This is a genomic window from Streptomyces sp. NPDC111802, assembly GCF_055634335.1.
Window position 1 is genome coordinate 135,549 of sequence record NZ_JBVKCZ010000019.1, and the last position, 20,863, is coordinate 156,411.

17 protein-coding genes and 3 pseudogenes are annotated in these 20,863 nt (G+C 70.8%); 13 read left to right on the forward strand and 7 right to left on the reverse strand.

Going from position 1 to position 20,863, the window contains the following annotated elements; all coding sequences use genetic code 11:
• Nucleotides 1–17: 17 nt before the first annotated feature.
• Nucleotides 18–104, reverse strand: a pseudogene (locus ACZ7NC_RS22375) (hypothetical protein); the annotation flags it as partial.
• Nucleotides 105–193: 89 nt separating this feature from the next.
• On the opposite strand from ACZ7NC_RS22375, the gene ACZ7NC_RS22380 reads away from it, so the two are divergent.
• Nucleotides 194–394 (forward strand): DUF305 domain-containing protein, encoded by a 201-nt coding sequence (locus tag ACZ7NC_RS22380; protein WP_471490644.1) that lies wholly within the window; start codon nucleotides 194–196, stop codon nucleotides 392–394.
• 645 nt (nucleotides 395–1,039) lie between these two features.
• A complete protein-coding gene (locus ACZ7NC_RS22385) occupies nucleotides 1,040–1,927 on the forward strand; it encodes a universal stress protein (protein WP_471490645.1) in 888 nt (295 codons plus the stop codon).
• Between the two features lie 83 nt (nucleotides 1,928–2,010).
• On the opposite strand, the gene ACZ7NC_RS22390 is transcribed toward ACZ7NC_RS22385, so the two are convergent.
• Nucleotides 2,011–3,036: a 6-phosphofructokinase gene (locus ACZ7NC_RS22390; RefSeq protein WP_471490646.1), complete on the reverse strand. Its 1,026-nt coding sequence runs from the start codon at nucleotides 3,034–3,036 to the stop codon at nucleotides 2,011–2,013.
• A 709-nt stretch (nucleotides 3,037–3,745) separates the two neighbouring features.
• On the opposite strand from ACZ7NC_RS22390, the gene ACZ7NC_RS22395 reads away from it, so the two are divergent.
• A complete protein-coding gene (locus ACZ7NC_RS22395) occupies nucleotides 3,746–3,961 on the forward strand; it encodes a hypothetical protein (protein ID WP_471490647.1) in 216 nt (71 codons plus the stop codon).
• An 84-nt stretch (nucleotides 3,962–4,045) separates the two neighbouring features.
• Here the strand turns inward: ACZ7NC_RS22395 and ACZ7NC_RS22400 are convergent, their stop codons facing one another.
• Together ACZ7NC_RS22400 and ACZ7NC_RS22405 are read right to left on the reverse strand one after the other, a co-directional pair.
• A complete protein-coding gene (locus tag ACZ7NC_RS22400; RefSeq protein ID WP_471490649.1) occupies nucleotides 4,046–4,585 on the reverse strand; it encodes a flavodoxin domain-containing protein in 540 nt (179 codons plus the stop codon).
• An 806-nt stretch (nucleotides 4,586–5,391) separates the two neighbouring features.
• Entirely contained in the window at nucleotides 5,392–6,048 is a 657-nt protein-coding gene (locus ACZ7NC_RS22405; protein WP_471490650.1) for a DUF4389 domain-containing protein, read from the reverse strand.
• 517 nt (nucleotides 6,049–6,565) lie between these two features.
• Between ACZ7NC_RS22405 and ACZ7NC_RS22410 the strand changes: the two are divergent.
• The 3 genes and pseudogenes from ACZ7NC_RS22410 to ACZ7NC_RS22420 all read left to right on the forward strand — a co-directional run bounded on the left by ACZ7NC_RS22410 (nucleotide 6,566) and on the right by ACZ7NC_RS22420 (nucleotide 10,582).
• Nucleotides 6,566–7,440 (forward strand): annotated as a pseudogene (locus ACZ7NC_RS22410) (universal stress protein).
• 2 nt (nucleotides 7,441–7,442) lie between these two features.
• Entirely contained in the window at nucleotides 7,443–8,201 is a 759-nt protein-coding gene (locus ACZ7NC_RS22415) for an HAD family hydrolase (protein WP_471490651.1), read from the forward strand.
• An 11-nt stretch (nucleotides 8,202–8,212) separates the two neighbouring features.
• A complete protein-coding gene (locus ACZ7NC_RS22420) occupies nucleotides 8,213–10,582 on the forward strand; it encodes a glycoside hydrolase family 65 protein (protein ID WP_471490653.1) in 2,370 nt (789 codons plus the stop codon).
• Nucleotides 10,583–11,082: 500 nt separating this feature from the next.
• Here ACZ7NC_RS22420 and ACZ7NC_RS22425 read toward each other — a convergent pair whose 3' ends face one another.
• Both ACZ7NC_RS22425 and ACZ7NC_RS22430 read right to left on the reverse strand, forming a co-directional pair.
• Nucleotides 11,083–11,577, reverse strand: a complete 495-nt coding sequence (locus ACZ7NC_RS22425) for a hypothetical protein (protein ID WP_471490654.1) — start codon at nucleotides 11,575–11,577, stop codon at nucleotides 11,083–11,085.
• 123 nt (nucleotides 11,578–11,700) lie between these two features.
• Complete coding sequence (locus ACZ7NC_RS22430) at nucleotides 11,701–12,048, reverse strand: ABC transporter permease (RefSeq protein ID WP_471490700.1); 348 nt, start codon at nucleotides 12,046–12,048, stop codon at nucleotides 11,701–11,703.
• Between ACZ7NC_RS22430 and ACZ7NC_RS22435 the strand changes: the two genes are divergently transcribed.
• Both ACZ7NC_RS22435 and ACZ7NC_RS22440 read left to right on the forward strand, forming a co-directional pair.
• The gene (locus tag ACZ7NC_RS22435; protein ID WP_471490703.1) at nucleotides 11,968–12,183 is read left to right on the forward strand and encodes a hypothetical protein; all 216 of its coding nucleotides are present in this window, start codon (nucleotides 11,968–11,970) and stop codon (nucleotides 12,181–12,183) included. The two genes, ACZ7NC_RS22430 and ACZ7NC_RS22435, sit on opposite strands and share 81 nt — an antisense overlap.
• Nucleotides 12,184–12,188: 5 nt before the next feature.
• On the forward strand, nucleotides 12,189–13,061 hold the full coding sequence (locus ACZ7NC_RS22440; RefSeq protein ID WP_471490655.1) for a universal stress protein: 873 nt from the start codon (nucleotides 12,189–12,191) through the stop codon (nucleotides 13,059–13,061).
• A 109-nt stretch (nucleotides 13,062–13,170) separates the two neighbouring features.
• Here the strand turns inward: ACZ7NC_RS22440 and ACZ7NC_RS22445 are convergent.
• A pseudogene (locus tag ACZ7NC_RS22445) lies at nucleotides 13,171–13,410 on the reverse strand (polyphosphate kinase 2); the annotation flags it as partial.
• Nucleotides 13,411–13,631: 221 nt separating this feature from the next.
• Here ACZ7NC_RS22445 and ACZ7NC_RS22450 point away from each other — a divergent pair.
• The 5 genes from ACZ7NC_RS22450 to ACZ7NC_RS22470 all read left to right on the forward strand — a co-directional run bounded on the left by ACZ7NC_RS22450 (nucleotide 13,632) and on the right by ACZ7NC_RS22470 (nucleotide 20,604).
• The gene (locus ACZ7NC_RS22450) at nucleotides 13,632–16,328 is read left to right on the forward strand and encodes a bifunctional acetate--CoA ligase family protein/GNAT family N-acetyltransferase (protein ID WP_471490657.1); all 2,697 of its coding nucleotides are present in this window, start codon (nucleotides 13,632–13,634) and stop codon (nucleotides 16,326–16,328) included.
• A gap of 12 nt (nucleotides 16,329–16,340) precedes the next feature.
• Complete coding sequence (locus ACZ7NC_RS22455) at nucleotides 16,341–17,072, forward strand: CBS domain-containing protein (RefSeq protein ID WP_471490658.1); 732 nt, start codon at nucleotides 16,341–16,343, stop codon at nucleotides 17,070–17,072.
• A 24-nt stretch (nucleotides 17,073–17,096) separates the two neighbouring features.
• Entirely contained in the window at nucleotides 17,097–17,597 is a 501-nt protein-coding gene (locus ACZ7NC_RS22460) for a flavodoxin domain-containing protein (RefSeq protein WP_471490659.1), read from the forward strand.
• 45 nt (nucleotides 17,598–17,642) lie between these two features.
• Nucleotides 17,643–18,653, forward strand: coding sequence for an Acg family FMN-binding oxidoreductase (locus tag ACZ7NC_RS22465; RefSeq protein WP_471490660.1), 1,011 nt, complete (start codon nucleotides 17,643–17,645; stop codon nucleotides 18,651–18,653).
• 892 nt (nucleotides 18,654–19,545) lie between these two features.
• A complete protein-coding gene (locus ACZ7NC_RS22470; protein WP_471490661.1) occupies nucleotides 19,546–20,604 on the forward strand; it encodes a vWA domain-containing protein in 1,059 nt (352 codons plus the stop codon).
• Nucleotides 20,605–20,863: the final 259 nt, after the last annotated feature.

Genomic DNA, 20,863 nt, shown 5'->3' on the forward strand with positions numbered 1-20,863 from the left:
CGGCTGACCTCGACGAGGACCGGCACGAAGTCAAGAACGGGCCGGGCGTGGAAGGTCGCGTAGGCGTCGGCCACTGCGGACTGAGGGGTCGATTGCCCTGGCACTCCCTTTGATGCAAGAAGGCGCAGGACCCCGAGATCACCACCATGTCCACCTGGCTGAAATCCTGGGACGAGGAGGTGTCCCCACCGGCATGGACGGCATGGACCACGACGGCTCCGGCATGCCAGGCATGATGGACGACCAGCGGATGGGCGAGTTGCAGAACGCCTCCGGCACAGGCTTCGACACCATGTTCCTGACCATGTTGATCGAGCACCGCGAGGGCGCGGTCGATATGGCGAAGACCGAGAAGACCGAAGGCGCCTACGGCCCCGTGAAGTGCGCGGCCTGACCAAGGCCGCGGCACTGGGAATTGGCCCCGGACCGGATCCGTGTCTGCTCGGTCCACCCCGGCGCGGTGCGCACCGCGATGAGCCATCGACGGGCGGTGGAGTTCGTCCTGGACGGCGGCGTCACCGCCGGTCCGCCGACCGTCCTGACCCCCGGCCACTTACCCTGCCGCGGCGGCCTGGAACTGTGGAAGGATCGCCTCACGGCCGAGGCAGCCGTGGAGACGACGCGCGCAAACGTAAGGTCCTGGTGCACGCCCTCCACAACGGGGTGACGGGGCGCAGCTGAGGACGTGCAGCGTGGTGGTGCCGCGGGCCATGTACGGGAGCAGACGACGGCGGTGGGGCGCGACGAGCGGCGGCTGCAGGATGCGGATGTCGGCCGAACGGTCCGCGGCGTACGCCGGCCTTACTCCTTCGATCGTGGTGGCCTGTGGCAGGCCCGATCACGACACCGCACGCCGGACCCGCTGCTGGGTGCCGACTCTGCGTTAGCGGTTTGGTGGATCCAGCTGTGATCGCCGGGATCTTCGGGGACCGAGCATCCCATTCGGGCGCCGCACCGGTCCTTCCGTGGAACAGTGGAAGAGAGGAGACACGGGCCGTGTGGCGGCCGCGGAGGTGCAGGCCGGGCGAAGGAGGACACGATGAGTGACCCCGTGCTGGCGGGTATCGACGGGTCCGATCGCAGTGCGGCGGCCGCTGACTGGGCGGCGTGGGAGGCCGCGCTGCGTGGGGTTCCACTGCGCCTCGTACATGCCTCTCCACCGCTTCCGGGCACTGCCGTGCCAGGCCCGGCGGTGGACAGGCTGCACCACTTGGGTGCGCGGACGCTCCAGCGGGTGGTCACCGACCTCGGCGAACGCTACCCGGACGTCGAAGTGCGGGGCGAGCAGACCGATGAAGCCCCGGCCGCTGCTCTCCTCGCCGCCGCCCGCGATGCCGGGCTTCTCGTCGTCGGCACACGGGGGACAGGCGGGTTCGACGGTCTCGCGGTCGGGTCGGTGGCCCTGCGGGTGGCGGCGGCAGCGCCTTGTCCTGTCGTGTTGGTGCCCCAACGACCAGGCACCTTCGAGGAAGGGACGCACGCGGCACACGGCGCCGCCCAGATCGTTGTGGGGTTCGACGGGCATCACCCGGTCGGTGAGGTGGCGGACTTCGCGTTCTCGGTGGCTGAGGGACGCGGAGCACCTCTTCGGGTGGTCCAGGCGTGGGCGTTTCCTGCCGAGGCCGTTTCGCCGACGACGCTGGTGGTGACCGAGGAGGACCGTGCCACCTGGGAGGATCAGGAGGTCCTGCAGCTCTCCGATGCGCTGCGCACGTGGCGGGAGAAGTACCCCAGTGTGACAGTCCGCACCGATGTCGTGCTGCTCCATCCCGCGGAAACGCTCTTGAACACGTCCCGGGATGCGGTCCTGCTCGTCGTGGGCCGCCGCACCGATCCGCAGGCGGCCGAAGGCCGACTGGGCCCGGTCACGCACGCCGTACTGCACCACGCCCGCTGTCCGGTGGCGGTCGTACCGCACGCCGGATGACGGCCGGCCAGAAGACTGGTGGCGTGGTGGGACTTGGCTCGGAGCGGCTGGTCCCACGGCGATTCGGCGAGCGCCGGGGCAGGTCAGCCGAAGAACACCTCGAACTCGTCGTACAGCGACGGGTCGACCAGCTTGGTCTTCGCTGTGGCATCGGCGAGGGGCAGGCGGACGATCCGGGTGCTTTGCAGGGCGACCATGACGCCGAAGTCGCCGTCCTTGACCGCGTCGATGGCGTGCAGCCCGAAGCGCGTGGCCAGCCACCGGTCGAAAGGGCTCGGGGTGCCGCCGCGCTGGACGTGACCCAGGACCGTGGTGCGGGCATCTTTACCGGTGCGTTCCGAGATCTCCCGGGCCAGCCATTCGCCGATACCGGACAGCCGGACATGGCCGAACTCGTCCAGCGACTGGTCCTTGAGGACCATCTGGCCCTCTTTGGGGACGGCCCCTTCGGCCACCACGACGATCGGCGCATAGTTGATCTTGAACCGGCTCTTCACCTGCTCACAGACCTGATCGACGTCGAACGGCCGCTCCGGGATGAGGATCACGTTGGCGCCACCGGCGATGCCGGCGTGCAGGGCGATCCACCCGGAGTGGCGCCCCATCACCTCCACCACCAGGGTGCGCATGTGCGATTCGGCAGTGGTGTGGAGGCGGTCGATGGCCTCGGTCGCGATACCGACGGCGGTGTTGAAGCCGAAGGTGTAGTCGGTGCCGGAGACGTCGTTGTCGATGGTCTTCGGCACGCCGACCAGGGGGATTCCCTGCCGACTCAGCTCGCTGGCCACGCCGAGCGTGTCCTCGCCGCCGATCACGACGAGCGCGTCCATGTCGTGCGCGGCAAGGGTGTCCTGTACGCGTCGCAGCCCGTCCTCGTGTTTGAACGGGTTGGTGCGGGAGGAGCCGAGGATGGTCCCGCCGCGGGGGAGGATCCCCCGCACGCCGGAGATGTCCAGCGGCCTGACATCACCCTTGAGCAGACCGAGCCAGCCGTCCCGGACGCCGGCGAAGTCGAAGGAGTATTCCTGGACACCTTTGCGGACGACGCTGCGGATCACGGCGTTGAGGCCGGGGCAGTCACCGCCGCCGGTCAGCACTCCGACCTTCATGGGCTCTCTCCCATCCGCTGATCGCCCCGCCCGGTCCCGGGCCTTCTCGGCGATCGCGACCGCTGTCGGGGCGCATGGATCGCCTGCTTCTCCTTCATCCAGCCTCCCTCCGTTCGATCCACAGTGGCCACTCGACCAGCGCAGGAACGAGGCGGCTTGCTCGTGGGGACTTCCGTCCCGCCTTCGGGTCGGTCTGGAGCCCGCCGGACAAGTGCGGGCCGTGTGGGAGGGGCGACCAGTGCGACCGGCCCTGGGACCACCCCGTTTCGATGCCGCGCAGCGAACATTCGGCAGGGTCCGAGAGCTGCGGGCGCCGGTCGACCACGCGACGGCGAAGAGGTCCGGATGGAAGGACCGGTGACGAGCCGCGCGGCCACCATGCGGTGCGAGAGCCCGCCTTCCGGGTAGCGCGGGACGGATCGGCCCTCGGCCAGTGCGTCCTGCACTGCATGCGTGGCCCGCGGGTGGTGACGGTGCACCGGGAACCAAGGCCGCGGAGCTGGAACTGGCTGCGGACCGGATCCGTAACTGCTGGGGGTCTGGTCTGCGGACGGCCACCCGGCTCACCTTCGGCCGGCTCTGCTGTTGGCGTCCCGGTGCAAGGGCCGCTCCAGCCCTACCTTCGGGCCGTATGGCTCATGTGCCGCCGGTCATATCGGAGTTGGCTGGAAGCACGGGGGAATGGCACTGACCCGAGGGGGAGAGGACCGTGGGCACGAGTCTCACACCGGAGTTCTGGGAGCGGTTCGCGCTCCTGCTGTTCGCGGCGACGGGAGTGGCCTTCGCCCTCGCCGCGCTCTTCGACTCACGCGCGCTGCGCAGGCAGAACCGCCGCGCGCACCGGCCGACGATCAAGCCGGACAAGCCGACACGGGCCCCGCACCGGCCCGGGACCGGGGACCACCGCCCGTCCGTCCATGTGTGAGGCGTCCGTCCACACCTCAGAGCACTACACCGCCACAGCTCAGAGCAGCGCACCGATCAGCTGGGAAACGTGCGGACGGCCTCGTCAGGGCCCCGCCCCCATGGCGGGAGTCGGATCGCCGCGAAGCAGCTCCGCGGCGATCCCGGCCGCCCAGCCGTCAATGGCCGCCCAGTCGCGGAAGTCGCCGTACCGGCCGCCGAGCAGCCGGAACCTGATCCGTCCGCCGAGCGGCAGATGGGAGGCGCGGATGACGCCGGAGAAGAGCTCATGGCTCCGGTAGGACAGACCAGCCGACAGGCTCTGGACGATCACCGGAGCCTCCATCGGCCCCAGCCTCTTCCACGGCCCCCGCAGCGCCCCTGGCATTCCCACGCTGTAGATCCACAGGGGGCGTGACGCCAGCAGGTCGAGGTTCTCGCGTACGAACTTCCGGGCCGGGTCGAGCCAGGTCTGATTGTGCACGGCGCTGCCGAGGATGAACGCGTCGTACGCGTCGGCGTCGTCGACGGCCTCCAGGGGGCGCACGTCGGCTTTCAGCCCCGCTCGGCCCAGGCCGGCGGCCAGCCGCTCGGCCACCCCACGGGTGGAGCCGTGTGCAGTCGCGTATCCCACCAGGACATCCATGACGTTCACCTCTGCCTGGGTTGATCTGCTCGGGGGCCTCGATGTCGGCCCGCCTTGGCCGCGCGCCGCCCGGCTATGCGGCTCCGCTGCGGACGACGGCCGATGTTCTGGCACGCAACGGGGTCGGCTGCCGGGCAGGGCGGGCACCATCACTACGGGGACGGTGGCGTGCCGCGGGCATTCGCGGGCCACCGTGCGCGCGCATGCCCCAGGAGTACCCGCGGGGGTGCCCCCTCCTCGACAACAGCCCGCAGGTCGATGTCGATGCGTGGACCGAAGGCCGGTCGAACGGTCGAGGCAAGCAACTCGGCGGCCCGCTCGCGCTGATCCGCGGCCGTAGGGCGGGCCGCCGCCGCACGCGCGTAGGACGCGAACCCGGCCGCGTGACCGGTTCCCAGGCTGCACGGCGAGGACCGACGTGCCGAGCCTCGAGCCTGCTCCGCAGCCCACGCAGCGCGGCCACGGAGGCCTCGGAGCCGTCGACGCTCACCACGATTCCACCGGTGTGTTCGGTCATGCCTCCCTGGACGGCCTCTGCTTCCACGGTGCCCTGTACCAGGCGGGCGTGGGCCGAGGGACTCCGCTCATCCCCAGGGCTGCGATGACTCCCGTGTGAGGCCGCGAGGACCGCAGCGGTGGCGCAGCCGCTGCTTTGTGTCGCGGTGGCCGCACTGGCGACGACCCCGCCGAGGTGAGTGCTCAGGAGTGCCGAGGGGCGAAGGGGCTGCTCGGTGCTGTCGTGCGGCAGCCAGACGGCCGATGGACGCGGCCGTGCACAAACAGGAAGATCGACACCTGCGCGGTGATTACGGCAGGGACTCCGGTTCGTCGCCGCCCTGGTCGAGCCGGAAGGGCGGGTACACGTCGGTGAGGAGGGCCGCGTAGGCGGCCACTCGCAGCGCCCACCGGTTGAGGCCGAGGACGAGGTCGAAGATCCCGCGCGGGTAGTGCGCGGTGGCGGCCAGCGCGATGCCGGCGAACAGGGTGAGCAGCCCGATGAGACCGCCCGAGAACCAGACCACCCGCGCCCCGCCCACGAGGAACCCCAGGACCAGGTAGTGCGGGATGGCCAGCAGCCACCACTTCACCAGGACGAGGCCCCGGGACAGCTGGTCGGGGTACGCCACATCCCAGTGGGTCGGGTAGTCGGGGATGTCGGCGAGCGTGAACGGCGGGTAGCGGTCGGTGCCGAGAGCGCCGTACGCGTAGTACGCCACGCGCCAACTCCAGCGCAGCACACCCACGTTGAATTCGAAGAGTGCACGCGGGTAGCGGCCGTTGAAGAGAACGGCGAAGAACGCCACCACGCTCACCCCGACGAACGCCACCCACAGGAAGACGAGGACGACGTAGTGGGGCAGGGCGAGCAGCCACTTCACCAGCCACAGCCAGCGCGACAGCGGCTGGTCGAGTGCCGCGGTCAGCCGGGCGGGGTGGACCGGGTGCAGTAGTTCTGTGGCCATGATCGATCCCTTCGATGCGGGGTGGAGATCGCGAGCGGTAGCGCCGGTGGTCGTCGTGGCTGCCGATGAAGTGCTTCTCGATGACGACCTCCCACTCACCGGGACGCCGGACCATGCCCGACGCGGCCATGAAGGTGGTGGGACCGACCGCGCCGACCAGGATGAGTGGCACCATCACTGCGTCCTCGCATGCCCGGTCCCGTCCCGAGCGCCGGGTCCGACGCTCGCGGACTCCGGTCATGACGAGCCTCGAGGCTCACCTCCAGTTTCCCAGGCCTCGCACGGACCGTCTCAGGGGCCGCTCGGGCAGGCGGTCGGCCGATCGGCCCTCACCGTCGGTGTGCGGGCAGCACGGAGCCGCACCTGACACGGCGCTCCTCTCAGGTGCACCCCCGCTTGGGCCCAACGGACCGGAGTGGGGCCGACCGACCCCTGCGGCTTTCCAAGTCGGCGTGCGACGGTGGAGTGGGACCGGCGCCGCGCCGCGCTGTTGGCCCGACGAAAGGCGGTGAGCGTGATGGAACTGCCCCTGGTCGTGGGTGTTGACGGATCGGAGCCGAGCCTCCGGGCAGTCGACTGGGCCGTGGACGAGGCGGCGCGGCACGGTCTGCCGCTGCGCTTGGTGTACGCCTCCTTGTGGGAGCGATACGAAGGCGGCGCGCGGTCCGCCGGCCCGAGCGCCCGTCCGAGCAGGCGATGGCGGACACCGTCGTCGCCACCGCGGCGGAGCGCGCCCGCCGACGCGATCCCGACGTGAAGGTCACCGTCGACGTGGCCCCCGGCGAGGCGGCGGACGTGCTGCTGAGCGAAGCCCATCACGCGTTCGCCGTGGTGACGGGATCACGGGGCCGTGGCGAGTTCACCGGTCTCCTCCTCGGTTCGGTCGCCCTGACCGTGGCGGCCCGCGCCCACGGGACGGTCATCGTGGTCCGCGGCGACAAGGCCGGTCTGGCCGGCACCCACGAGCGGATCCTGCTCGGCGTGGCCGACCCCGCGATCGCTGGTGAGGCGGTGCGGTTCGCCTTCCGCGAGGCCGAGGCACGCGGGTGCACACTCGATGCCGTACGGGCCTGGCGTGCTCCCGCGCACCAGAGGGCCGACCGCCCTCTGAACGCCGGAGAGCCCGCACAGTACGCGGAGGAACAGGCGTCGGCCCTGCTCGACGCCGTGCTCCGCGACCCGATGGCGGACCACCCTGGGGTCTGGATCCGCCGCGACACGGTGGAGGGCCCGGCCCGCCGGGTGCTCCTGAGGCGATCGGCGGCGGCGGACCTCGTCGTCATCGGAGCGCGGCGCCGATCAGGCCACTTCGGGCTCCAACTGGGCCGAGTAGGGCATACGTTGCTGCACCACGCCGCCGGTCCCGTAGCCGTCGTACCGCAACCGGAGTGACCGTGGAGCGCCACCTGACCTCGACGACGCCTCTCGACGCACTCGCACCGGTGGTACGGGACATCCGGGCCGTCGTCTTCGACACCGACGGAGTGATCACCGAGTCGGCGCGGGTGCACGCGGCCGCATGGAAGACGGCGTTCGACGCCTTCCTGCGCGCGCATCCGCCCGCGGACCACGAGCAGCGGCGCCCGTTCGACGTGCGGGACGACTACCTGCGGTACGTGGACGGCAAGTCGCGCCTTGACGGGGCCGCCGCCTTCCTCGCCTCGCGCGGCATCGAGGCATCGGAGGAGACGGTGCGGGACGTCGCCGCCGACAAGGAGCGGCTGTTCACCGAGCGGCTGCGCGAGCACGGCGTGGACGCGTACCCAGGAACGGTGCGGCTGGTGCGAGCCCTGCGCCGGGCGGGGGTACCCGTCGCAGCGGCCTCGGCGTCCCGGCACGCCGGGGAACTGCTCGACCGCGCCCGGGTGCTGGACCTCTTCGACGTTCTCGTGGACGGAGGCGAGGCCGCCCGGCTGGGTTTGCCGGGCAAACCACGGCCCGACCTGTTCCTCACGGCGGTCGACCGGCTCGGCGTCCCCGCCGGACAGGCCGCCGTCGTGGAGGACGCCCTGGCCGGTGTGGAGGCCGGGCGGCTCGGCGGGTTCGCCCTCGTCGTCGGCGTGGACCGGACAGCTGCCGGGGACTCCGGGGAAAGGCTGCGACGGCACGGCGCCGACATCGTCCTGCGGGATCTGGCGGAACTGCTCGTGTGAGGAGCGTGGGAGTGACGAGCTGGACCTGGGAGTACGAGGGCTACGAGGCCGCGAAACAACGCCTGAGGGAATCCCTGTGCACCCTGGGCAACGGCTACTTCGCCACCCGGGGCGCGTTACCGGAGTGCGCGGCCGACGAGATCCACTACCCGGGCACCTACATCGCGGGCATCTACAACCGGCTCACCTCCGACGTCGCGGGCCGCCGGGTCGAGAACGAGGACATGGTCAACGTCCCGAACTGGTTGCCGCTGCGCTTCCGCCTGCGTGACGGGCACTGGCTCACCCCCGACACCGCCACGGTGCTCACGCACCGCCTGGACCTGCGCCTGGCCTCGGGCATGCTCGAACGGCGCACCCGCTACGACCTTGACGACGGACGGGTGCTGTCGGTGCGTCAGCAGCGGATCGTCCACATGGCAGATCCGCATCTGGCCGCGCTGCGCACCGAGTTCACGGCCGAGGGCTTCTCCGGCGAACTCGAGGTGGAGGCATCCCTGGACGGCGGCGTCACCAACGCCGGTGTGCCGCGCTACCGCGACCTGGACGGCCATCACCTCACCAATGTGCACGCGGGCATCGCCGCCCCGGACACCGTGTGGCTGCGGTGCCGCACCCGAACGTCGGACATCCGGATCGGCATGGCCGCCCGGCTGACCGCCGACGCGCCTGTGATGATCCGCAACAAGGGCCCTCGCGCCACCCAGCACACGCGCCTGCACCTCCCGGAAGGCCGCATCGTCACCGTCGACAAGACCGTCGCCCTGCACACCTCCCGCGACCCGGCGATCAGCGACGCGCTGCACGCCGCCGTCGACCGGGTGGGCCGGGCCCTCGGCTTCGATGACCTGCTCGAGACCCATCTCACGGCCTGGGACCAGCTCTGGCGCCGGGCCGAACTCGACGTCGCAGGCGAGTCGGGCCGTATCCTGCGGCTGCACCTCTTCCACGTCCTGCAGACCCTCTCCCCGCACACCGCGGACTTGGACGTCGGCGTGCCCGCGAGGGGGCTGCACGGCGAGGCGTATCGCGGCCATGTCTTCTGGGACGAGCTGTTCGTCCTGCCCTACCTCAACCTGCATTTCCCCGAAGTCTCCCGTGCCCTCCTGCGCTACCGCCACCGGCGCCTCGAACAGGCCCGCACCGCCGCCCTGGCAGTGGGCCGCCGCGGCGCGATGTACCCCTGGCAGAGCGGCAGCGACGGGCGCGAGGAGACGCAGCAACTGCACCTCAATCCCCGCTCGGGACGCTGGCTGCCGGACTACTCGCATCTTCAGCACCACGTCGGCTCGGCGATCGCGTACAACGTGTGGCGGTACTGCGAGGCCAGCGGAGACAGGGAGTTCCTGCACACCAAGGGCGCCGAGACGCTGTTGCAGATCGCCCGCTTCTGGGCGGACTCGGCCACCTACGACGAGAGCCTCGGACGGCACCGAATCCTGGGTGTGGTCGGCCCTGACGAGTATCACGACGCCTATCCCGGCGCGACCACGGCCGGCCTCGACGACAACGCGTACACCAACGTCACGGCCGCCTGGGTGCTCACCCGCACGCTGGAACTGCTGGGTGCACTGCCGGAGCCCCGTCTGCGTGAACTCGTCGAGCGCACGGGCCTCGACGGGGGCGAGCTCGAACAGTGGGAGGACGTCTCCCGCACCCTCCACGTCCCCTTCCACAACGGCGTCATCAGCCAGTTCGCGGGCTACGGCGAACTCGCCGAACTCCCCTGGGAGGAGTACCGGCAGCGTTACGGCGACATCCGTCGGCTGGACCGGATCCTGGAGGCGGAGGGCGACACCGTCAACCGCTACAAAGCCTCCAAACAGGCCGACGTCCTGATGCTCGGATACCTTTTCTCCCCGGCCGAACTCGCGGGCATATTCGACCGGTTGGGCCTTGAACTGGACGACGGGACATGGCGCCGCACCGTCGACTACTACCTGTGCCGCACCAGCCACGGCTCCACCCTCAGCGGCCTGGTCCACGGCTGGGTCCTGGCCCGCGCCAGGCGCGCCGAGGCGTGGAAGTTCTGCCAGGAGGCCCTTCAGGGCGACATCGCCGACGTGCAGGGCGGCACCACCGGCGAGGGCATCCACCTGGGCGCCATGGCCGGTACCCTCGACCTCGTCCAGCGCGGGCTGACCGGCCTGGAGACCCGGGAGGGCGCGCTGTGGCTCGACCCCGTGCCGTTGCCCGAGCTGTCCTCGTACGGCTTCGCCCTTCGCTACCAGGAGCACTGGGGCGTACGGCTGCGGCTGGAGCGAGGGAGGCTGGAGATCGCGGTGCCGTCGTCGGACGCGTCCCCGATCGACGTACGGCTGCCCGGGCGCTCGGCCGGCGTCGAACCCGGGGAGACGACCCGGCTGGAGCTCCCGGACTGACAGCCCTCTGCTCCGAACCCTCGGGCGCGTTGCTCAGCCGAGCCTCAGCAGGCCTGAGAGGAGCGGTCCGCGGTGTACTGGAACCCGCGACCTTGGGCGACCGCCGCCAGGGCCGCTCTGCCACTGCACAACGCGCAGCCGTGGCGGGTCCGTTGCATCTCTGCAGCCGCACCTTCGAACTGCGCTCCGATCCGGGCCGGGCGATACCGCACACGGACCCCACAGTCCGGCACTGGACATCGGCTGCGGCGCGGCTTTGCTCAACCTGCGTGTCGCCGCCACCCGATGTGCCTGGCGCATTGGGACCGCGCTCGTCCCCGAACCGGCCGACCCTTACCAGGCCACTGTGACCTTCACCGGCACCGCAGGCGGTGACGACGCGCCGGCGGACGCCGCGCGCAACGACATGAGGAAGTACGGCAGTGGACCCGTGTAGGCCTCGGCTACGGGCGACGGTCCCGGGAGGATTGCCGCCCGGGAGTGGAAAGAGCGGCTCTGTCCTAGGCGGTCTTGATTCCGGAGATCAGCTGTGTCGCCAGGTCGGACTGGACCATCAGCTGTGTCCGGTGGACGCGATTCCCGGCGTCCTGCCAGGTGAGTGTGGTGCGAGTCCAGCAGTGTCCCATCCCGCTGTCGTTGTAGACCACCTCCCAGGAGATCGGCACGCCCTTGGCGCGCAGCACGCCGTCCTTGTGGTGGGCGGCCTCCCAGCGGGCCAGGCTGCTGCGCAGCTTCGGCGTCAGGTAGTGGTCACGCAGGGAGTTGGCCAGGTGGCCGCGCCCGGAGTCGAACAGGACGTCGATGTAGGCGCCGTAGAAGTCGGCGACCCGGTCGACGGTGTTCGCCGGGCTCCCGCTGCGGGCCGGAGCGGTGACCGTGGTGACGGTGGCCGGGTTGTCCGCCCGGACGTCGCTCGCGACCGCCGGTACCGACGCGCCCAGCGCCGCCACCGCACCGACGACTGTGGTACGGCGGAATGTGCGTGATGTTGTCATGCCCTGCCCCTCTCATGACGGAGGAACCGAACGGTCCCTCAACTCCAGTACATTCCACCGAAGTTGCCCGGCGCAGGTGCCAACCGTCCCGATGTCAGGGCCGATCGGCGTCGCGACCGTGCCTCACGCCCCGGGGGCGGTCGTCAGCCGGTGGTGCAGGGCCAGGGACGCCAGCGCGACAAGGGCGGTGGCGAAGGCGGCCAGGATCGTGACGTCGCGCAGGATCGCGGGCAGGTCCCCGCCCCGGGACAGCAGCGTCGTCCACGCATCGACGGCCCAGGCATGCGGCACCGCGTGTCCCGCCGTGCGCAGCCAGTCGGGGACCAGTGCCAGGGGCCACATGCAGCCGCCCAGCATGCCGAGGCCGATACCGAGCGCCGGGCCTACCGCGTGCACCTGCTCCGGTGTCCGGAACAGCGCCCCGGCCAGCACACCGGCGCCCGTGCCGACCAACGCCCACACCATGACCAGGACCCCGGCGGCGACCGGATCGCCCCAGGAGACGTCGAAGGCCAGCGCCCCGATGCCGACGATCCGTCCATCGAGGACGTGCTGCGCGGCCAGGTCAAGGCCCGCATCGTCTTCGACCTCGGCGCGGGGCGGTGACGGCGATGGACCTGCCCTTGGTCGTCGGAGTCGACGGCTCCGAGCCAAGCCTGCGCGCCACGGACTGGGCATCCGACGAGGCCGTGCTGCGTGGGGTCCCGCTCAATGTCGTATATGCCTGCCTGTGGGAGCGCTACGAGGGCGCCTCGCTCGCCAGGGACCTCGGCAAGCCCAGCGCACAGGTCATGCCCCAGGAGGTCGTCGCGGGCGCCGCCCAGCGGGCGCACGATCGGCACCCGGAGCTGAAGGTGACCTCCGACGTGGTGTTCGAGGAGCCCGAGTACGCCCTGATACGCGAGAGCCGGAACGCCTCCGCGCTGGTCGTCGGCACCCGCGGCCGCAGCGGACTCGCCCAGGCGCTGCTCGGTTCCGTCAGCCTCGCTGTGGCCGCGCACGCCCACTGCCCGGTGGTCGTGCTGCGTGGCAGCCACGACAACCAGGCCACGCCCTCGGTTCACGGACGTGTCGTGGTGGGCGTGGGCGAGGACGCCGAGGCATCGGCGGCCGTGCGTTTCGCCTATGAGGAGGCCCGGCGCCGCGGGGTCCCCCTGGAGGCCGTACGAGCCTGGCGGTGTCCCGCCCGCGAGACCACCGACCACCCCTTGCTCGCCGACGCGCCCTTCCGCCTGCACGAGCAGCACGCCGAGGAGACCCTTGCCGAGGCCCTGCGGGACGCCCCGCAGGGCTTGGAGCTGCACCGCCGGGCCGTCGAGGGCCACGCCCGCCACGTGCTGGTGGACGCCTTGCACGGTGCCGACCTCCTGATCGTCGGCGCCAAGCGCCGCACCGGCCACCTCGGGCTCCAGCTGGGCCGTGTCGCCCACGCGGCCCTGCACCACTCCGCCAGCCCGGTCGCCGTCGTACCGCAGCCGGTGTGAGCGCCGTGCCCGGCTCGAAGGTTCGCCGCGTGGTCCGGGGCGTACGCCCGCGGATCGCGCGGCGGCCGCCGGTAGCCGGTCGACCCGGGCCGTTCCGTCAGGTCCGGCACCGTTCGCGCCCGGCCGGCTTGGGCAGGGCCGCGATCCCTGCCCCCCGCGCGTTGAGGCGTGCGGTGACCCGCTTGATGGCGCCGCCCTTGCCCGCCACGTCCCGCCCCTCAAGGATGACGACGAGACGGGCGCCCGCCTCGCGCCCCCACTCCTGCGCTTTCGCCAACACTGTCTGCAGGCTCAGCAGTTCCTTCTCGCACGCCCAGCGCGGCAGTTTCTCCGCATTCTTGCCGGCCATGCCGCCCCCGGCCCGTCGCCCCCCGTGGACCGCGTCTCCGATGACCTACGGGTCACCCATGCCCGGGCTCGAACACCAGGACAGCGACCGACGACGAGCTGCGAACGCTGGACGCCATTTGAGGGCCGACCGGCCCACCCGCACCGTCCGGACAGCCCATGGAACCGCCGCCCGTTTCGCTGGACCCTCGTAGTGACGAGAAGACTCGAAGGAGATCGGCGATGACGGACGACACGCTCAGCCGGCCCACGGTCCACGCCCTGCTCGCGGACGGCACCACGGTGTGCATCCGTCCCGTGCGGCGGGAGGACCACGACCAGGTGCAGGGGCTGTACGAGGAGATGTCCCCGGAGACCCTGCGGCTGCGGTTCTTCGGCATGAGCCTCCGCTCCGCGGGGATGGCCGCCGACCGGGCCTGCGCCGAGCCGCACCCCGGATACCGGTCGCTGCTGGCCGAGACGGGCGGCCGGGTGATCGGCCTCGCCGAGTACGACAGCGGCGGGACCGGGAACACCGCGGAGATCTCCATCGCGGTCGCCGACGGGCTGCACCACCGGGGCGTCGGCACCCTCCTGATCGAGCACCTCGTCTCCGCCGCACGCGCCGAGGGCATCACCGGCTTCACGGCGGACGCGCTCAGCGAGAACCACGAGGTGCTGAAGCTCTTCGCCGACCTCGGCCTGCGCACGGCCCGCCGCTTCGAGGGCCCCGAGGTGCGCTGCACCATCGCCCTCGACCCGAGCGACACCTACCTGACGGCCGTGGAGGAACGCGGCCGCGCCGCCGACGTCGCCAGCCTCGAACCGTTGCTGCGGCCGAAGTCCGTCGCCGTCGTCGGCGCCGGACGCAGGCCGGGCTCGGTGGGCCGGGCGATCCTGCACCAACTGCACGCGGGCGGCTACGCCGGCCGGCTGTTCGCGGTGAACCCCGCCGCGAGCTCGATTCTCGGGGTGCCGTGCCATCCGTCGGTCGGCGCCCTGCCCAGGTCCCCCGACCTCGCGGTGCTCGCCGTACCCGCCGCCGCGATCCCGGCCGCCGCCGAGGAGTGCGGCAAGGCGGGCGTACGGGCACTCCTCGTCGTCACCGCCGGGCTCGACGCCGACCAGGCCCGGACACTGCTGTCGGCCTCCCGCGCGCACGGCATGCGCCTCGTCGGCCCCAACTGCCTGGGAATCTCCAACACCGACCCGAAGCTGCGCCTGGACGCCACCTTCGCCGCCGGCCCCCCGAGCCCCGGCACGGCAGGCGTCGCCGTGCAGTCCGGCGGGGTCGGCATCGCCCTGCTCGACGGGATGTCCCGGCTGGGCGTCGGCGTCTCCTCCTTCGTCTCCCTCGGCGACAAGTACGACGTCAGCGGCAACGACATGCTCCAGTGGTGGGAGAGCGACGGCCGCACCGACCTCGCCTTGTTGCACCTGGAGTCCTTCGGCAGCCCGCGCGCCTTCTCCCGCACCGCCCGGCGCGTGACCCGCCGGATGCCGGTCCTGACCGTCGACGCCGGCCGCACCGACGCGGGTCGCCGGGCCGCCGCCTCCCACACCGCGGCCGCCGCCACTCGGACCATGACCCGTGGGGCCCTGTTCACCCAGGCCGGCATCACCGCCACCCGCTCGGTCGGTGAGCTCCTCGAAGCGGCCGCCCTGATGCACTCCCAGCCCCTGCCCGCCGGACCCCGAGTGGCCATCGTCACCAACGCGGGCGGAGCCGGCGTCCTCGCCGCCGACGCCTGCGCCGAGGCCGGGCTGGAGCTTCCGTCGCCCGGCCCCGAGTTGATCGACGACCTGCTCGACGTGCTGCCCGAGGGCGCCGCCATCGGCAACCCCGTCGATGCCACCGCCGCCGTCACGGAGGAGCAGCTCAGCGACTGCGTGGACCGGATCATGAGGAACGGCGCCGCTGACGCCGTCCTCGTGGCTCTCGTCCCCACGGCGGTCGCCGCGGCGACCGGCGACGACCTGGTCCGGGCCCTCACCCACGCGGCCCCCGGCCAGCGCCCCAAGCCGATCGTCTCGGTACGCCTCGAACAGGGCCTGCCCGTCGAGCTGTTGCCCGCTGCCGAGGGCTCCACCATCCCCTCCTACGCCGAACCCCAGGCAGCGGCCCGGGCGCTGGCCCACGCGGCCCGCCGCGCCGCCTGGCTGGCCCGGCCCGCCGGGACGGTCCCCGACCTCGACGGCGTCGAGACGCAGCGCGCCCATGCCGTCGTCGAGGCGTACCTCGACCGGCACCCCGACGGCGGCTGGCTCGACCCGCGCGAATGCGCCGAACTCCTCGGCTGCTACGGCATTCCCCAGCTTGTCTGGGGCTGGGCCGACACCGAGGACGACGCCGTCCTCGCCGCCGAGCGGCTGCGCGGCGCCGACGGCCGGGTCGTGATGAAGGGCTACTGGCCGGGACTGGTGCACAAGACCGCCGAGCACGCAGTCCACCTCGACCTCCGCGGGGACCACCAAGTCCGAGCCGCTTTCCGTGACTTGGAGACCCGGTTCGCCGGCTTGCTGGAGGGCGTAGTCATTCAGCCGCTCGCCGACCGCGGCACCGAGCTGTTCGCCGGTGTCGTCCAGGACCAGGTCTTCGGTCCTCTCGTCCTGTTCGGGCTCGGCGGCACCGCGACGGAGGTCCTCGCCGACCACGCCGCACGGCTCGCCCCGCTCACGGACCACGACGTCCACGACCTGATCACGGCCCCGCGCTGCGCCCCGCTCCTGCTCGGCACGAACGGCGCACGCCCGGTCGACCTCCAGGGCCTCGAACAACTGCTGCTGCGGCTGTCCCGCATGGCGAGTGACCTGCCGCAGCTGGCCGAGGCCGACTTCAACCCCGTTCTCGCGACACCGGGCCGAGTCACCGTGCTCGATGCGCGCGTACGCCTGCTGCCCCGCAGGCCCCAGGACCCGTATCTGCGCCGACTCCGCTGAGGAGGGACAACCATGAAGCACAACAAGGTCGGCTCCGTGATGACCACGGAGGTCGTCCGCGCCGAGTACGGCACGCCCTTCAAGGAAGTGGCCAGGCTGCTCGGCGACCACCGCATCAGCGGACTGCCCGTGGTCGACGACGACGAGAAGGTCATCGGCGTCATCTCGGAGACGGACATGATGGTCCGGCAGGCCGAGACGCCCGACCCGTTCGAGCCGAAGAAGCGCTTCCGCTTCGACCGGTTGACGCGCGCCGGCCGGGAGCGGGCCGCCAAGGCTCGGGCCCGCACGGCCGGCCAGCTGATGACCGAGCCGCCCATCGTGGTCCACGCCGACGACACCATCGTCGAGGCCGCCCGGACCATGGCGCAGCACCACATCGAACGGCTGCCCGTCCTCGACGAGGAGCAGCGGCTCGTCGGCATCGTCACCCGCCGCGACCTGCTCCAGGTCTTCCTGCGTCCCGACGCGGACATCCGCGCCGAGGTCGTCGACGAGGTACTGGTCCGGGCGCTGTGGCTGCCGCTGCGCAGCATCGCCGTCTCCGTGACGGAGGGCGTGGTCACGCTCCTGGGCCAGATGGAGCGCAAGAGCGAGACGGAGATCGCCGTCTCCATGACCCGGCAGATCGACGGCGTGGTCGCGGTCGTCGACAAGCTCAGTTACCGGCTGGACGACTCGCACGTCCGGCCCGACGAGCAGGCGCTGCACGGCGTCGCCGACGACTGGCTGCGCAAGCTGTGAACAAGTGAAAGGAGGCGGAGCACCATGACCACCAAGGTGCTGGTCGCCTACGGGACGACGAACGGATCGACCGCGCAGATCGCCGAGGCCGTGGCCGAGGTGTTGCGCAAGGAGGGACTCACCGCCGAGGCGCTGCCGGCCGGCTCTGTCGCCGACGTGTCGCCCTACGACGCCGTCGTGGTCGGCGGCGGACTGTACGCCGGACGCTGGCAGAAGGACGCCCGGCGGTTCCTGCGCCGGCACCGCCGCGAGTTGGCGGTTCGCCCGCTGTGGCTGTTCAGCAGCGGCCCGCTGGACGCCTCGGCCGCCGAGCGGGACATCCCGCCCGTGCCCGGCCTGAAGCGGGCCATGACGCGGCTCGATGCCAACGGGCACGTCACCTTCGGCGGCTGTCTGGAGGAGGGTGCCAAGGGATGGGTCGCCGGGATGATCCTCAAGAAGGGAAAGGGGGGCGACTTCCGGGACTTCGCCCAGATCGAGGGCTGGGCGCGGACAGTCGCCGACGAACTGGTCACCAAGGGCTGAGCAGGCATTCGCGGGTCACGAACGTTCCCGAAGGGTGGCAGCACCATGTCACTGTCGTACGAGAGCCCCAGCCGCGTTTCCCGTGTGAGCCCCGGTCGTGCTGCTCTCCACCTGGCCCGCGCCGCCTCCCTGGCGCCTTCACCGCACAACAGCCAGCCGTGTCACTTCGCCGAGGAGGGCCACGACCACGGCTTCGAGGTGCATCTGGACGGCAGGCGGCAGATGATCCTGACCGATCCCGGTGGCCGGGAGGCGGTCATCGCCTGCGGAGCGGACCTGATCAACGTGCGGATCGCCGTACGGCAACTGGGTTTCCGGCCCGCCGTCGACCTCCTGCCGGCGCTCGGGGACCCCGGCTACCTGGCGCACGTGGGCTGCGCGGCCCACGCCCCGGCCACGCCGGATGAGACTCTGATGGTGCGCGCGATGCCCCACCGGCACACCCACCGCGGGCACTTCGGACCCGACCCCGTGCCGGACACGCTTCTCGACGAGCTGCGCCCCCATGCCGAAGCCGAGGGCGCCGACCTCCGGATCGTCGACGAACCGGAAGGGCTCCGGCTGCTCGCGGACCTGGTGCGCACTGTCGAGGACTTCCACCGCGCGTCTCCTCGCCACGCCGCCGAGATCATCCGGTCCGCCGGCCCGGACGGGGTGCCCGTCGAGGCCTGCCCCCGCCACCCGGACGCCACCCTGCTCGCAGCCCGCGACTACCTCGGGTTCGCCCCGTACTGGAGCCACCCGCACCGCCGATGGACCGGACTCACCGGGACCGTCGTCGTGCTGTCCACCTCCTACGACAGCCGCACCGACTGGCTCCGGTCGGGGCAGGCTCTCCAACGAGTCCTCCTCCACGCGGCTGCCCACGACGTAGTGGCGGCCTTCCACACCAAGCCCCTCGAACTGCCCCCGCTTCGGGCGGAGATCCGCACACACCTCGTCGGCGGCCGGTTCCCGCAGGTGGTCCTGCGCCTCGGCCGTGCGGCCCGCACGTGGCGCACGTCGCGCCGCGCGCCCGTCGAGGTGCTGCTCCACGACGGCGTTCCGGTCCGGTGATGACGATGACCCGGACCGGGCGACTGTGCCGGCGCCTGAGGCGCTGCCCGCTCAGGCGCCGCAGCCAGAGCGGATCATGAACTCCGTGCGGGCCGAGCGGCATTCCGTCACGGCCGTGCTCACCGACGACGCGGAGCTGTCCGTGCCCGCGACCAAAGGCCGGACGCGCGCCACGGGTTTGCGGAGGTCGCTGGGGCCTGTCAGCTGGTCCACGGCGGCTCGCAGGTACGGGTGGAGCCTGGGACGGAGGGCGAGGGCCCCGTCGCGACGGGGGATTCCGCGACGGGGCCTGGTCTCAGTCTTGCAGGGGAGCGTCAGTGTCCACAGTAGGGTTTTGTCCACCATCCGCAGATCTTGCAGTACTCGTAGATGGCTCGTGCACGCTCGAGGAGGACAGTCATCACCTGTGTTCGTCCCACCCGTGCTGACTACCGCTCTGTAGAACTCGGGTAAGAAGGGTGGATCGGTCCAGAGTTGCGCTGCAACAGCGACTGGATCGAAAAGGCCAAGGCCGACCGTCCGGCTCGTGGCTCGGCGGGGGTGGGCGGGCCGTCGGGAGTGAGCGCGGTGCGCGGTCGGCCCAGCAGGTTCTTCGTCTCTTTGCGGTACACATCCTCCCCCGCTTCTGACCTGCGGTAACGGGGGTGGAATCGCCTCATGCGAGGCCGAGTTGGTCCGTGCCTGGTCCGAATCTTGGTCATGTCGGTGCCATCAGGCTGGAAGCAGCACCACGGTCTTCCCCCGGTGAGCTGCCATGGGGGATCGCCGGGCGTCTCCTGGATGCCGGACGCAGCGTTGGCTGCAGGCAGGTGATTGAGCGTCAAAGGCCGTTGTCAGTGCCTCCCCATAGAGTGGAGACATCACTTGGGGAGCCTCAGAGGGGGACACAAGCATGTCCGCAAACAAGATCCAGCACAAGGTGAATCACGTCGCGCTGGTGGTGGACTGTTCGGGTTCAATGCGCCCGCACCAGAGTCAACTCATTCGAGTTGTGGACGAGTTCGTGGCAGGGTTGAAGGCCGAGTCGGACAGCCTCGGCCATGAGACCCGGATCAGCCTCTATTCCTTCGACCACAAGGTGGAGAATCTGGTCTGGGACATGGACGTTAAGCATCTGCCGTCCATGCGGGGGCTGTACCAGGTCAACAACGGCGCTACGGCCCTTATCGAGGCTTCTCTGAAGTCCCTCGACGACCTGGGCCATATCTGGGAGGAATACGGCGAGCACAGCTTCCTCCAGATCGTTGTGACGGACGGCGAGGAGAACGCCTCCGGAGGCGACAGGCGGCACGACGGCGACATGGCCATCCTTGGCCCCTGGCTCGACAGGATCACGGCGAAGATGGGCGGGCTTCCGGGCCATTGGACTTCCGCGATCCTTGTTCCGAACTCCCTGGCCAAGCGGACCGCGCAGAACTACGGTTTCCCAGCCGGGAACATCGCCATCTGGGATGCGGATTCCCAGAAGGGCGTCGAGGAGGCGATCGGCACCGTGCGTGCTGCCGCCACCAGCTTCCTCCGCGGGCGCGAGCACGGGGTGCGCGGCACGAAGAACCTGTTCGCCGTGGGTCAGGACATATCGGTTGACGAGGTGCGTGCGAACCTCGAACCGATTCCGGCCGACAAGTACCGGCTCCTGAAAGTCGACAAGGAGGTCGAGATACGCCCCTTCGTCAACTCGCATCCAGGCGTGACGTACGAACGTGGTTCGTGTTACTACCAGCTGGGCGCCCGGGCACAGGTTCAGCAGAACAAGGAAGTCATCGTGGTTGAAAAGGACACCGACCGAGCCTATACGGGCGACGCGGCACGCAGCCTTCTTTTCGGCACGGACGTGCAGGGAACCGTCTCCGTGAAAGCGGGGAACAACCCCAAGTTGGAGGTATACGTACAGAGCCGTTCGGTGAACAGGAAGCTCAAGCCGAATACACGTCTGCTCATCATGCTCTGAAATCAATGAGTGAAGAGCGGGGCAATCCAGGAGCAACTCACTCCCGTTGCTGGAGACCGCCTGAGTAACAGATGTTCGCCCCGTGCGGTCACCGGCGGCACGGGGCGGCACGACAGCCGGGGGAAGGTTCAACGTCATTGAGCCTGCGCCAACTTGCATGCGCAGGTCAAATGGGTTGCTGTGCGTGGGAAGCGGGATGCTCGGCCTGGTCACGGGGCATGACTCTCGTGAAGAGCGACGATCGGCGGGTGACCGCACG